Raw genomic sequence first — 14,004 nt, forward strand, 5'->3', positions numbered from 1 at the left:
AGGAACCGAATCAGTGTGGCTATTGACCACCGAACGATGGAGTTCCTTATGACGATTCATCCCCCTGCCTCGACACCCAGTTCCCCAGCCGGTGAGGCTCCCCGCCTGGAGCGGCAGCTGAGCAACCGGCACATCCAGCTGATCGCCATCGGCGGCGCCATTGGCACGGGCCTGTTCATGGGCTCCGGCAAGACCATTTCCGCGGCCGGGCCGTCCGTGATCTTCGTGTACATGATCATCGGCTTCATGCTCTTTTTCGTCATGCGGGCCATGGGCGAGCTGCTGCTGAGCAACCTGAACTACAAGTCCTTCAGCGATTTCGCCGCCGACCTGCTGGGGCCTTGGGCGGGGTTCTTCACCGGGTGGACCTACTGGTTCTGCTGGGTGATTACCGGGATCGCGGACGTCATCGCCATCGCCGGGTACTCCCGCGAGCTCTGGCCCGGACTGCCGCTGTGGATTCCGGGCCTGGCCACCGTTGCCATCCTGCTGGTGCTGAACCTCGCCACGGTCAAGGCGTTCGGTGAAACCGAATTCTGGTTCGCCCTCATCAAGATCATCGCCATCGCCGCCCTGATCATCGTGGGCATGTTCATGATCTTCAGTGGTTTCCAGAGTGACGCCGGGCAGGCAAGCTTCAGCAACCTGTGGAGCCATGGCGGCTTCTTCCCCAATGAATTCATGGGTTTTGTGGCCGGTTTCCAGATCGCTGTGTTCGCTTTTGTGGGCATTGAACTGGTGGGCACCACGGCCGCGGAGGCCAAGAACCCGGAGAAGAACCTTCCCAAGGCCATCAACTCCATCCCGGTGCGCGTGCTGCTCTTCTACGTGGGCGCCCTCATCATTCTGATGTCCGTCACGCCCTGGACCCAGTTCGCCGCCGGCCACAGCCCGTTCATCGCCATGTTCTCGCTGGCCGGTCTCGGGGCCGCCGCCACGGTGGTCAATCTCGTGGTGCTGACCTCGGCGATGTCCTCGGCCAACTCGGGCATCTACTCCACCTCGCGCATGGTCTACGGCCTGGCCCAGGAAGGCGACGCGCCGGCGGCCTTCGGCAGCCTGTCCCGCCGCAAGGTGCCCAACAACGCCCTGTTCCTGTCGTGCGTGCTGCTGCTCTCCGGCGTGGTGCTCATGTACGCCGGCCAGGACGTCGGCAAGGCGTTCGACATGGTCACCACCGTTTCGGCCGTCTGCTTCGTCTTCGTCTGGTCGATCATCCTCGCCAGCTACATCGCCTTCCGCCGCCGCCGCCCGCACCTGCACACGGCCTCCAAGTTCAAGATGCCCGGCGGCATCCCCATGGTGTGGGTGGTCTTCGCGTTCTTCGCCTTCGTGCTGTGGACGCTGACCACCCAGCCCGACACCCTGACCGCGCTGCTGGTCACGCCCGTCTGGTTCGTCCTGCTCGGTGTGGCCTGGCTGGTTCTGCGCCGCCGGCCGGCGCACCTGGCCCGCTACGCGGCCTTCCAGGATGAGCTGAAGGCTGAGGAGACCGCCGCCCGCGAGCACGCGGAGCGGCGTCTCGAGGAGAAGGAAAGCGTCAAGTGATGATCAGGACAGAGGAAAGGCCGACGGCGGTGGACCGGGCGACGGCGGAGGGCCGGGCCCGCGGGGCCCAGGCTTCCGCTGCCGGCGGGGAGTTTGTGCTCACCTTCCACTGCCCGGACTCCCTGGGAATCGTCCAGTCGGTCGCGGATTTCCTGCTCAGGCAGGAGTGCTACATCGTTGACCTCAAGCAGTTCGGTGACCGCACGGCGGGGCACTTCTTCATGAGGGTCCACTTCGCCTCGACAGGTGACCCGACAGGTGAGCCGACAGGGGACACCGAAGATGACACGGCCGCCGTCGAACAGCTCCGGGACAGCTTCGCGCCGCTGGCAGGTCAATGGAGCATGGACTGGCGCCTGGAGCGCCACGACCGCAAGCAGCGGATCCTGGTGATGGTGTCCAAGTACGATCACTGCCTCAACGACCTGCTGGTCCGCGCCCGCAACGGCGAACTGCCGGTGGAGATCGCGGCGGTGGTGTCCAACCACCCGAACCTCGAAGGGCTCGCGGCCTGGCACGGGGTCCCGTTCCACCATATCCCCGTGACGCCGGAGACCAAGGCCGAAGCGGAGGCCAAGCTCCTTGGACTGGTAGATAACTATGAGGTTGAACTGGTGGTCCTGGCCCGCTACATGCAGGTCCTCAGCGACTCGGCCACCGCCAGGCTCGCCGGCAGGGCCATTAACATCCACCATTCCTTCCTGCCCAGCTTCAAGGGCGCCAAGCCGTACCACCAGGCGCATGAGCGTGGAGTGAAGACGGTCGGCGCCACGGCCCACTACGTAAATTCGGAGCTTGATGAGGGGCCAATCATTGCGCAGCAGGTGATCGAGGTGGACCACACCTACACGCCCGCGGATCTGGTGTCCGTGGGCAAGGACGCGGAGTGCAAGGCCCTGACGAACGCTGTTCGCTGGCACGCCGAAGGAAGAATCATCCTGTCCGGGAACCGCACGGTCATCCTCCGCTGACAAGCCCATCCAACTAGACCTGGAGTTGCTCATGACCAACCCATTGCCTGTGCGCCTGGAGATCATTCCCACCGACGGGATAGTTGCCAAAGTCCAGACGCACGTTTCCGCCGGATCAACGCTGACGGTAACCTGCCTCCCGCACCACGGCGTCGAGACCACCGTGCGGGCCTCGGTCCAGCTTGGCCAGCTGGGCTACAAGGTGATTCCCCACCTGGCCGCACGAAGCATCGGCAGCCGCGCCCAGCTCGCGGGCATGCTCCGTGACTGCGAAGCTGCCGGGATCACGGAGGTTTTCGCGATCGGAGGGGACGCTCCGGAGGCAGCCGGTCCGTACAACAACAGCGGCAGGCTCATGGAGGACATTGCCGATCTGACAGGCGGGACCATGGGCATCGGCGTCGCTGGATATCCGGAAGGCCATCCGAAGCACAACGAGCTGCAGATGCTAGATGCGCTGCTGGAGAAGCAGCATCTGGCCTCGAGCGTGGTGACGCAGATGTGCTTTTCGGCGCCCAGGATCGGCTGGTACACGGAACTGCTGCGCCGCGAAGGCGTGGATCTTCCGGTCTGGGCGGGGGTGGCCGGGGCCGTCCCGCGGGCCAAGCTCATCTCGCTGGCCACCAAGATCGGGGTCGGCCCGTCGCTGAAGTTCCTGAACCGGAAGGGCCCCCTGGCCCGCAGGCTCCTGAATGCCGGCAGCTATTCATCCCGGTCCCTGGTTTCCGAACTGGCCACCATGGATCCTGCCCTCGCGGGCATCCACCTCTACACGTTCAACAACGTCGAAACCCAGCCGGCGATGGCCTGGAGCGACGGAGCAGACGCGAAGGCTTCCTGAGCCGAATCCCCGAACAGAGCGCGAACGTACAGTTGTGGCCCCTTTTCCTCCGGGAATTGGGGCCACAACTGGACGTTCGCGCTTTTTCGTGATGCCCGCTCCGCCGGCTGGTCCGCGTTCGCGGCCAGGCACGGCGGGTTCCATGCTCAGGACCGGGGTGAGGAGCCCAGGTTCACGGGGTCTTCGTCTGTTAGGTAGGCGAACTCGGAGTGCGCGGCGAGGTCGATGCCCGCGCAGTTCGTCCTCTTCGTGGATGCGCAGGCCCATGGCCATGTCCACCACCTTGGCGATCACCCAGGTCAGGCCGAAGGAGTAGGCCAGCACGGCAACGGTGGCGAGCGTCTGGATGCCCAACTGCTGCAGCCCGCCGCCGTACAGCAGGCCGCTGACGCCGTTGGGCGCGCTGTCAGTGGCGAAGATGCCGATCAGCAGCGTGCCGATGATGCCGCCCACGAGGTGCACGCCCACCACGTCCAGTGAGTCATCGAAGCCGAGGCGGAACTTCCATTCGATGGCCAGCGAGCAGACGGCGCCGGCGATCGCGCCGATGGCCACCGCGCCCAGGGGGCTGACAGCTCCGCAGGCAGGGGTGATGGCCACGAGGGCGGAAACCAGTCCCGACGCGGCACCCATGCTGGTGGTGGCGCCGTGCCGGATCCGTTCCACCAGCGCCCAGGCGAGCAGGCCCGCCGCCGCTGCCACGGCCGTGTTGAGGAACACCACCGACGCCGAGTGCCCGGCGGTCAGCGCGGACCCTGCATTGAACCCGAACCAGCCAACCCAGAGCAGGCCCGCGCCCACCAGTACCAGGGGGCGGCTATGGGGCTTGGAATGCTCCATCTTGGGCCAGCCGGAGCTGCGGCCCAGGACCAGAGCCAGGGCGAGGGCGGCGGCACCGGCGTTCATGTGCACGGCCGTTCCGCCAGCGAAGTCGATGGCCTTGATGCCGTTGGCGATCCAGCCGCCCGTCACCGAGCCGTCCGCGGAGTTGAACGCGAAGACCCAGTGCGCGATGGGGAAGTAGACCAGCGTGGCCCACACGCCGGCGAACACCATCCAGGCGCCAAACTTCATCCGCCCTGCGGCCGCACCGGCAACCAGCGCGGTGGTGACGCACGCGAAAAACAGTTGGAAGGCCGTGAAGAGCGCTGCCGGCAGGGCGGCGTCGGGGTTGTCCGTCAGCATCGGCTCGAGGCCTGCATACTGCGTGACGTCCCCGATCAGGCCCAGGCCGTTCACGGAATTGCCAAAGGCCATCGAGTATCCGAACAGCGCCCACAGCACGGCCACCAGGCTGGCCCCGCCGAAGCACATCATCATCATGTTCAGAATTCGGCGCGATCCCACCATGCCTCCGTAGAACAGGGCCAGGGCGGGAATCATCATGCACACCAGTGCAGAACTTGCGAGGATCCAGGCAACATCTCCAGCGTTCATGGGAACTCCACTCAGGAAATCGGTGTGTGGCATATTGCTGAGACCGGACGAATGCCGTTGTCCCCACAACATAGGACTCCAAAAACTGCGGTGGGTTTCAGATAAGTAAATTGCTTGTCACCACCGTTGCCTGGCACCACGGCGACGGCGGCGGGCCCCATCCGGGCCCGCCGCCGTCGTGCGTCTTGCGCCGCAGCTGTGCGGAAAAGAGCTCCTAATGCGTGACGCTGTGGTTGCTGTTCCCTGAGGTATCCACGTCGCCCAGCCAGCCGGGAACTGCACCTGCCACGCCCAGGGATCCAATGGCGATCGCCCCCACCACCGCCAGTGCACGGAGGTGGGCGGACGCCGTCGTCTGCCCCTCCGGCTCGCCGGTTCCCCTGCGCCTAGCGCGGAGCAGGACGACGGCGATCGCCAGGGTACCGAGCTCGAGGAGACAGGTGGCCACGTCGGCGAGACCAACAGGCTCGGGCACATTGGAGTTGGGGCCGAAAGGGAGCCCTGACATGCGGGACCACGCCCACAAAACCAGCGGCACCACGGAGGCAACCCCGACGGCAACGAGGACGTTCAGGCCGGGCCGGCCCAGCAGCAGGACCCCGCCGGCCACCTCCGCCAGTGCCAGGGCAAGGAAGAAGACGCTGGCCACCACCCAGTGATTGACGTGGTCAGGGATGACCGCGAGATGGATGGCGGCGGAACCGAACAGTGCCACCGCCGCTAGCGTCTGCCTGAGGTCCGTAGCGCCCGTCCGGCCGCGGGTCCAGTGCCCTGTCCAGCCGGGGCGCAGGACATCCTTCCGCCGCCCCTTCTGCCGCCGGCTGACGTCCAGCCGTCCGCCCTGGATCGCCACGGTCCACCCGGTCACCACGAGGTTAGTGAGTAGGAGCAGGCCGACGCCATAGCCAAAGGCGGCCAGCTGCAGCCCGAAGGATGCCTGATCCAGCTGTTCCACGGACTGGACGGACGACGCGTGGTGCAAGGATCCCATGAGGTCGTGCTGCAGGGCGTAGTCCCAGGCTTCACTGGCGGCCAGTATGACGGTCCCGGCCACTGTGCCGGCTGCGGCAACCAGCAAGGCGGTAATCAGGAAGGCCTTCTTGCCGGTTAGCACCGGCCCGAACCACCGCATCGCCAGCGTCACGGCCGCGATGACCGCCAGGACAAACGCCGGCAGCAGCACGGTTGACTCCCGAAGCCAGCTGGCAAAAGGCTCCTGGGTGCGCTCGATGGCCCCCACGGCGCCCCGGAGTGACACCATCCAGAACCCGTCGGCGTAGGCCATCATCGCCGCCAGCGGGATGACCGTCAGCCACGGGACCGCGGGGCGGGCCGGCGTCGAAGCGCCGGTCCCGCTGCTGCTCCAGTGGGCGGTGCCCGCGGGTGCCGCTGTCATGGCGTGATCTCCCAGCCAAACATCATGGCGTGGTCCTCGTGTGCCAGGTTGTGGCAGTGAGCCACGTACGGTCCCACAAAGTCCCTGAAGCCGCGGTAGATGATTACCGACTCGCCGGGATCCAGGGCCACCAGATCCTCACGTGACACATCGTCCGGATGTCCCTTGTCGCCGCCGCGGGTCACGTCCCTGTTGTTCCGCATGACCGTCCGGTGCTCCTCCATATGCAGGTGGAACGGATGGACCCAGCCGCCACCGCCGTTGCGGATTTCCCAGAGGTTGTAGCTGCCCTTCTTCTGCTGGGCCAACGGCGACCGTCCCGCGCGGTTCTTCAAGCTCGTGGCGACGGTATTTGGGGTGAAGGGTTTGCCGTTGATGAGCCACTCGGTTTCGCCTCCGCCGGCGCCGCGTTCCACCTCGAAGATCAGACGGTTGTCCAGCAGCGTCTGCCAGTTGCTCGGCAGCGGCGGGAGGTCGCGCATCTTCACCGGGATCTGGCTGTCGTCTGGAGCGTCGTCTCCGATCACGATCTTCAGTACGGGCACCTTGTAGTTCGGGTCCGGCGAGAACCGGGAGGAGTTGCTCCACATCCGGCCGTTGGGCATCTTCATGACGTTGGTCAGGTAGATGACGTCGCCCTTTGTGGTGGGCGTACCGTCCTGGTACCGGCTGAAGTCCACCACCACTTCGCGGCGCTTGGCGGGCCACAGCTCGAAGGAATCGCGCTTGATCGGGAACGGCAGCAGACCGCCGTCGGACGCGATCTGGGTGAACTGCATGCACTGCTGGGCGTCCGGGATCCTGTACTGGCCCTCGAGTTCGTCGCCCTTGTAGCCGAGGGATATGGCTGTCTTGGGGCCCTTGGTGGAGCTCATGAGCTTGAACTCATAGATGCGGGCGATGGACGCGTCGAGGAAGCGGAAGCGGTACTTGCGCCGCTTCACCTCCAGCACCGGGTTGGCGGTGCCGTTCACCGTGAAGATGTCGCCCACGAAGCCGTGGTTGGGGAAGTGCTTGTAGAACGTCTTGCCCCACCACTCGGGGTGCTTGGCCGGGTTCTTGGCGGCCGGGAACTCCTTCTGCACGTCGTGGATGTCCTTGTGCATGGTGACGCCGTCATCCAGCCGGCAGTCGTAGAAGGCCAGCGGAATGTCGTAGTCGACGTCGAAGGACCCGTCCGGGTTGTCCTTCCGGACGCCCGGAAGCCGCAGGCCCCGGCGCTCGTCGCCCATGTCCATGCCGTTCTTGGGGTCATAGATGGGGTAGAGGCCCACCATGCCCTTGTAGACATTGGAGCCGGTGTGGTCCATCCGGTGGTCATGGAACCAGAAGAAGCTCTGCTTTTCGCGGTCATCGTTGCCCGCGGGCCAGTTGAGGTACAGGTTGTCGCAGAACGTCTTTGGCATGTAGCCCTCGTACTTGGGGCCGCTGACCATGGTGTAGTGGGGGTTGCCGTCGCTCTCCGGCGCCGTGTGGCCGTTGTGCAGGTGGGTCAGGAAGGACCAGTCGGGCGAACCGAAGTCCTGGCGGTCCAGGTTCAGCGGGTTCTCGTCCAGGTGGTTCTCGAACCGGACCAGCGCGGGCTTGCCGTATTCGGCGTTGATCATCGGGCCGGGGAAGGTCCCGTTGAAGCCGTAGATGGTGCTCAGCGGCAGCGTGCGCTTGGTCCCGGCAGGGTACGTCTTGCGATTCTCGTCGAAGGAGATCGTTGGCCGGCCGTTCGCATCGATGGGCAGGACCTGCGATGTGGTGAACGCGTGCTGCCGCAGTAGCAGGTCGATCTTGTACACCAGAGGATCGGGGGATCCGATCGTGTTCGGCCAGATCTGGTGCCGCTCATTCTTGAAGGAACTCTGCTGGCCCTGGCCGGGGCCGGGCGGGTCGCTCCACTCGGTGTAACCCTTGGTGGAGCCGTCGCCCACGGCCGGCGTGGGGGCCAGAGCCTTGGGAACGGGCAGCTGGTCCTTGAACGGTGTCAGGATCAGGGGGCTAGTAGGGAAGGCCTCAATGTAGAACAACAGATCCCCGAGGGCGGTGGACGAGGCCGCGAACGCGCCGTCGGGCGAAAGGAGCCCTTTCTGCGCGAGCAGGGGGCCCGCCCAGCCCTGCGCGGCCACGAGGGCTGCACCGGCACCTCCGGCCGCACCCAGCCGCAGGAGATTGCGGCGGGACACTTCGTTTGTGGTGGTTGTGGATTCTTCGGACATGGGTATGCGCCTCCTTAACGGGGCAAAAAGAATGGCCTGCCGGCCCCGGTATGTTTAGCTCTCAGGGCTTTCCCGGCGGTTTCATCACCGGAAATCCTGGCCTTGCGGAAGCCGGCTGCGCTTGTCGTTGCCCCGCGCAACTACTGTGCGGGCCGGGGCTTGGGAAAACATTGGACGAATGCGGTGCAGACCCCCTCAATGAGACGGGTATAAGGGGGTGGCCGCTCCAAGGCTACGGCCGAGTAAAGAAAGGGAACGCTCTGGAAAAGCGGCGACGCTGGGTTAAACGATCAATCAGAAGTCCGCGCTAGAACAGCGGGGCGAGCCCGTTCCACCCGGCGCTGACGCGCACCCGGGAGGAAAACAGACCGGTGCCAAGCCCGGGGTAGAGCCACAGGACGCCGGCAGCGTCGCGCGCCAGCAGGTCCGGGTTGCGGTCGCCGTTAAAGTCACCGGGACTTACGACGGCGGTCATGACGTTCCAGCCGGCACCCACCCGGATGCGGGGGAGCCAGCCCCCAGTGCCGGTGCCGCGGTAGAGCCACAGGAGGCCGGTGGCGCGCTCGCGGGCCAGGACGTCGACGGCGCCGTCGCCGTTCATGTCGCCCGGGCCCACCAGGGCGTTGAAGGTATTCCAGCCGGAGCCCACGCGGATCCGCGGCAGGAACCCGCCCGTGCCGTTGCCGCGGTACAGCCAGAGGAAGCCGGTGGCGGACTCTCGGGCAAGGACGTCCACGCGCTGGTCACCGTTGAAATCACCCGGACCGATGATGGCGCTGATGGCGTTCCAGCCGGCGCCGATCCTGGTCCGGGGAAGGAACCCGCCGGTGCCGTTGCCGCGGTACAGCCAAAGGATGCCGGTGGCGTCCTCCCGGGCGAGGACATCCAGCGGGCCGTCACCGTTGAAGTCGCCAGGGGTCTCAAGGAGGCTATAGCCCCGCCAGCCGTTACCGATCCGAATGCCGGGGAGCGGACTGCCGCGGCCGTTCCCGCGGTACAGCCGCAGTTCGGCCGTCGCCGTGACCCGGGCAAGGATGTCCGTGTTCCAGTCCCCGTTGAAGTCGGCCGTCGAGCGGGACAGGGTGGAGGCCGGAACCGGCAGGGGTGTGAAGGCGTAGGGGTCGCAGGTCAGATCGTAGTCCCGGACGTCGTCGTACCACTGCGACAGGTACACGTGGCCGCCGGAGAAGCTGGGCGAGCGGCAAAGATTCAAGGCTTCGGCGGGGAAATCCAGCCGGCCGGCGGTGGCCCACACCGGAACGCCGGAGAGCCGCCAGGAGCCGGTGATGCTGGCCCAGCCCGAAGCGAACGAGTACAAGCCATAGGAATAGCCGGAATCCCGCAGCCCGCGCATGAGGCCCTCGATGATGTACCGGTTATCGCGCTGCTGCGCAGCGCTCGCCGTGGGCCAAGGCTGGGCCGGGCGGGGTTCGACGTCGATCCACACCACGCGCGGCACGAACCGGATGCGCGCCAGGCTTGCAACCGCGAACCGCGCTTCAGCGTAGCCGACGTTGGAAAGCTGCCCCGCCCGGGTGGCCGCCGACCACGGTCCCTGTGCCCGGTAGGTGCTGAGCTGGGCGGCCGTGGGGAAGGCGGACATGGTGTAAGCCTGGGCCGGCTTCCGGTTGCTGGACGCCCAGGCGACCTGGCTGGCCAGGCACGGGTTCTCCGTGAAGGGCAGTCCTTTCGTCAGGCCGATCACCACGAACTGGGACGCCGCCGGCGGGAGGGGCAGGCCAAAGCCGCCCACCGACGTCGGGCACTGGGGCCAGGAGATGTCATGGCCGTTGAGTGAAACGGCGCGCGCGGGAGCGGCGCCGGGCAGGTATCCAAGGAGGAAAGCGAGCAGGAGCAGGAGGCCCGTCAGCATGTGCCGTGCGGAAGATCCGGCCCCAGAATGATGAACTTTTCCGTCCATCGCCAGCGCTCCTTTGCTCCCACCATTTTACGTCCCGCCGCGTCTATTCGTGCTTCCGGCTCAGGTCGCGCACAATTACCCCATGGCAAAAACCAGTGCCCGGATGCCCCGGCTTGAGGATGTGGCGGAGCGCGCGGGAGTCTCGCACCAGACCGTGTCCCGGGTGATCAACAACCACCCCAACGTCAGCAAGGCTACGCGCGAGCGCGTCGAGGCGGCCATTGCCGAGTTGGGGTACCGGCGCAACACCGCGGCGCGGAGCCTGGTGACCCGGAAGTCGCAGACCATCGGCGTGCTCGGCAGTGAGCTATCCCAGTACGGTCCGGCCAACACCTTGCTGGGCGTTGAGCACGCCGCGCGCGATGCCGGCTACTTCGTCAGCATCGCGGCACTGCGGGCGGTGAGCCGCGAGGCGATCTTCGATGCCATCCGGCACTTCCTGGACCAGTCGGTGGACGGCATCGTGGTGATCGTGCCGCATTCCGAGACGCTCCTTGCCCTCGAAGAACTGAAGCCCGGGGTGCCGGTGGTGGCCGTGGGATCGCTGGGCAGCGAGTCGGTGAGCGGCGCCATGGTGGATCAGAAGCGGGGGGCCGAGCTCGCCGTCGGGCATTTGATTGAGCAGGGCCACCGCCGGATCGGCCACATTGCCGGCCCCCAGGACTGGATCGACGCCGTGGCCCGCGCCGAGGGCTGGAGCGCGGCCCTGCGCGCGGCCGGCCTGGATGACAACCTTGTGGTCGAGGGGGACTGGAGCGCCGGCAGCGGCTATGAGATCGGGCGGAAGCTGGCTGCGGAGCGGACCGCAACGGCGCTGTTCGTGGGCAATGACCAGATGTCGCTCGGCTTGCTGCGCGCTTTCAGTGAGGCGGGCGTCCGCGTGCCCGAGGACGTCTCAGTTGTGGGCTTCGACGACCAGCCGGAGTCGGGCTATTTCACGCCGCCCCTCACCACCGTGCGGCAGGACTTCGAGGAGCTCGGCCGGCGCTGCATGGATCTGATGCTCAGCGCCATCGAGAAGGGTGACACCGTGAGCACCACCGTGGTGGAGCCTGAACTCGTGGTGCGCGGGAGTACCTCCGCCCCTGCCTGAAGGCATTGATCCCGAATCGGTGATCCACAGCACTTGACGCAAAAGTTGTTAGCGCTCACAATAGTTTCAGCCCGCGAAAGCAACGAGCCTTTATCTGGAGGATTCATGGACGTCACAGCAGACGGCAGCGAAAACTATGTCATCGGGGTGGACTACGGCACCCTGTCCGGCCGGGCCGTGGTTGTTCGGGTCCGGGACGGCAAGGAACTCGGCAGCGGCGTGTTCGACTACCCGCACGCGGTAGTCACCGATGTGCTTCCGGCGGACGTGGCTGACGCTGCCGATGGAACAGCCGCCCGGCTGCCCGGGGAATGGGCCCTGCAGGTGCCCAACGACTACCGGGACGTGCTGCGGCACGCTGTCCCCGCCGCAATCGCGGACGCCGGGATCGACCCGGCCGCCGTCGTCGGAATTGCCACGGACTTCACCGCCTGCACCATGGTTCCCGTCAAAGCCGACGGCACCCCGCTCAACGAACTGCCGGGTTACGCCAACCGGCCGCACGCCTACGTCAAGCTCTGGCGGCACCACGCCGCCCAGGGGCAGGCTGACCGGATCAATGCGCTGGCCGCCGATCTCGGCGAGTCCTGGCTGCCGCGGTACGGCGGGCTGATCTCGTCCGAGTGGGAGTTTGCCAAGGGGCTGCAGCTGCTGGAGGAGGACCCCGAGGCCTACGCCGAAATGGACCACTGGGTGGAGGCCGCCGACTGGATCGTCTGGCAGCTGTGCGGCAACTACGTCCGCAACGCCTGCACCGCCGGCTACAAGGGCATCTACCAGGACGGGCACTACCCGTCCGATGACTTCCTCGCGGCGCTGAATCCGCGGTTCAAGGACTTTGTGAGCGCCAAGCTGGACCACACCATCGGCCGGCTGGGCGACGCCGCGGGTTACCTGACCGCCGAGGCCGCCGCCTGGACCGGACTGCCGGAGGGCATCGCCGTCGCCGTCGGCAACGTGGACGCGCACGTCACCGCTCCGGCCGCGAAGGCCGTGGAGCCGGGCCAGCTCGTGGCCATCATGGGCACCTCCACCTGCCACGTCGTGAACGGCGCCGAGCTCCATGAAGTACCCGGCATGTGCGGCGTGGTGGACGGCGGCATCGTCGACGGGCTCTGGGGCTATGAGGCCGGCCAGTCCGGCGTAGGCGACATCTTCGGCTGGTTCACCAAGTACGGCGTCCCGCCCGAATACCATCAGGCCGCCGCCGAGGCTGGGCAGGGCATCCACGAATACCTGACGGACCTCGCCTCCGGACAGGCGATCGGCCAGCACGGCCTGATCGCGCTCGACTGGCACTCCGGCAACCGCTCCGTGCTGGTGGACCACGAGCTTTCCGGCGTGGTTGTCGGCCAGACCCTCGCCACCAGGCCCGAGGACATCTACCGGGCGCTGCTCGAGGCCACAGCCTTCGGCACCCGCACCATCGTGGACGCCTTCCGGGATTCCGGCGTTCCGGTTAGGAATTCATCGTGGCCGGCGGACTGCTGAAAAACCGGCTCCTCATGCAGATCTACTCCGACGTGACCGGCCTCCAGCTCTCCACCATCGGCTCCACGCAGGGCCCGGCCCTGGGCTCGGCCATCCACGCGGCCGTTGCCGCCGGGAAGTACGCCGATGTTCGGGCCGCCTCCGAGGCGATGGGCGCCGCACCCGGAGCCGTCTACACGCCGATCCCGGAAAACGTTGCCGCGTACGACGAACTGTTCCGCGAGTACCGGACCCTGCACGACTACTTCGGCAGGGGAACCAACGAGGTCATGCACCGGCTCAAGGCCATCCAGCGCGATGCCGCCCAGTCCCTGTCCCCAAACGCCCACTCGTTGACCGCTGACCTGACCGCTGAGGAGGTTTCGGCGTGACCGCACTGCTGGAAACCATTGCCCGGATCCGCCGCGAGGTCTGCGAACTGCACGCCGAGCTGACCCGGTACCACCTCGTGGTCTGGACGGCAGGGAACGTCTCCGGCCGGATCCCCGGCTACGACCTCATGGTCATCAAGCCCTCAGGCGTCTCCTATGACGACCTGACCCCGGAACTCATGGTGGTTACCGACCTCTACGGCACCCCCGTCAGCAGCCTGAGCGCCGACGCCGACGGCGTCCCGGCCCAGTGGGACAACCCGGACCTCACGCCGTCGTCGGACACCGCCGCGCACGCGTACGTCTACCGGAACATGCCCGACGTCGGAGGTGTGGTCCACACCCACTCCACCTACGCCACGGCCTGGGCCGCGCGCGGCGAGGAAATCCCCTGCGTGCTGACCATGATGGGCGATGAATTCGGCGGCCCCATCCCGGTGGGCCCGTTCGCGCTGATCGGCGACGATTCGATCGGCCGCGGCATCGTGGAGACGCTCAAGAGTTCCAACTCCCCGGCGGTGCTCATGCAGAACCACGGCCCGTTCACCATCGGCAAGGACGCCCGCTCGGCAGTCAAGGCCGCCGTCATGTGCGAGGAAGTGGCCCGCACGGTCCACGTCTCCCGGCAGCTCGGTGAACCGCTGGCCATCGACCCGGCCCAGATCGAGTCGCTGTACGACCGCTACCAGAACGTTTACGGCCGCTAGTTAGGGCACCCGCCCTCAGCA

8 protein-coding genes and 2 pseudogenes are annotated in these 14,004 nt (G+C 66.5%); 6 read left to right on the plus strand and 4 right to left on the minus strand.

The genetic code is table 11. The features are described from left to right. Positions 1 to 48: 48 nt before the first annotated feature. Genes cycA through ACHMXB_RS18440 form a run of 3 tightly spaced genes read left to right on the plus strand, consistent with a single transcriptional unit; the run spans position 49 to position 3,360 of the window. Positions 49 to 1,548 (plus strand): D-serine/D-alanine/glycine transporter, encoded by a 1,500-nt coding sequence (cycA, locus tag ACHMXB_RS18430; protein ID WP_395400751.1) that lies wholly within the window; start codon positions 49 to 51, stop codon positions 1,546 to 1,548. Next, the gene (purU, locus tag ACHMXB_RS18435) at positions 1,548 to 2,519 is read left to right on the plus strand and encodes a formyltetrahydrofolate deformylase (RefSeq protein WP_395405334.1); all 972 of its coding nucleotides are present in this window, start codon (positions 1,548 to 1,550) and stop codon (positions 2,517 to 2,519) included. The genes cycA and purU overlap by 1 nt, the downstream gene beginning before the upstream one ends. A 31-nt stretch (positions 2,520 to 2,550) precedes the next feature. After that, on the plus strand, positions 2,551 to 3,360 hold the full coding sequence (locus ACHMXB_RS18440; protein WP_395400753.1) for a methylenetetrahydrofolate reductase: 810 nt from the start codon (positions 2,551 to 2,553) through the stop codon (positions 3,358 to 3,360). 146 nt (positions 3,361 to 3,506) lie between these two features. On the opposite strand, the pseudogene ACHMXB_RS18445 reads toward ACHMXB_RS18440, so the two are convergent. The 4 genes and pseudogenes from ACHMXB_RS18445 to ACHMXB_RS18460 all read right to left on the minus strand — a co-directional run bounded on the left by ACHMXB_RS18445 (position 3,507) and on the right by ACHMXB_RS18460 (position 10,273). After that, a pseudogene (locus ACHMXB_RS18445) lies at positions 3,507 to 4,797 on the minus strand (ammonium transporter). Between the two features lie 214 nt (positions 4,798 to 5,011). After that, positions 5,012 to 6,193: a hypothetical protein gene (locus tag ACHMXB_RS18450; RefSeq protein ID WP_395400755.1), complete on the minus strand. Its 1,182-nt coding sequence runs from the start codon at positions 6,191 to 6,193 to the stop codon at positions 5,012 to 5,014. After that, positions 6,190 to 8,400 carry a multicopper oxidase family protein gene (locus ACHMXB_RS18455; protein WP_395400757.1) on the minus strand — a complete coding sequence of 737 codons (2,211 nt, stop codon included), beginning with the start codon at positions 8,398 to 8,400 and terminating at the stop codon, positions 6,190 to 6,192. The genes ACHMXB_RS18450 and ACHMXB_RS18455 overlap by 4 nt, the downstream gene beginning before the upstream one ends. Before the next feature lie 307 nt (positions 8,401 to 8,707). Continuing rightward, positions 8,708 to 10,273 (minus strand): FG-GAP-like repeat-containing protein, encoded by a 1,566-nt coding sequence (locus ACHMXB_RS18460; protein ID WP_395400759.1) that lies wholly within the window; start codon positions 10,271 to 10,273, stop codon positions 8,708 to 8,710. Positions 10,274 to 10,403: 130 nt separating this feature from the next. Between ACHMXB_RS18460 and ACHMXB_RS18465 the strand changes: the two genes are divergently transcribed. From ACHMXB_RS18465 to ACHMXB_RS18475, 3 genes and pseudogenes are all read left to right on the plus strand, one after another. Next, on the plus strand, positions 10,404 to 11,414 hold the full coding sequence (locus tag ACHMXB_RS18465) for a LacI family DNA-binding transcriptional regulator (RefSeq protein WP_111902251.1): 1,011 nt from the start codon (positions 10,404 to 10,406) through the stop codon (positions 11,412 to 11,414). 105 nt (positions 11,415 to 11,519) lie between these two features. Beyond that, positions 11,520 to 13,276 (plus strand): annotated as a pseudogene (gene araB / locus ACHMXB_RS18470) (ribulokinase). Further along, positions 13,273 to 13,983: an L-ribulose-5-phosphate 4-epimerase gene (locus tag ACHMXB_RS18475; protein WP_395400762.1), complete on the plus strand. Its 711-nt coding sequence runs from the start codon at positions 13,273 to 13,275 to the stop codon at positions 13,981 to 13,983. The pseudogene araB and the gene ACHMXB_RS18475 overlap by 4 nt, the downstream one beginning before the upstream one ends. Positions 13,984 to 14,004: the final 21 nt, after the last annotated feature.

Source organism: Arthrobacter sp. UC242_113 (genome assembly GCF_044054585.1).
Lineage (GTDB): Bacteria > Actinomycetota > Actinomycetes > Actinomycetales > Micrococcaceae > Arthrobacter.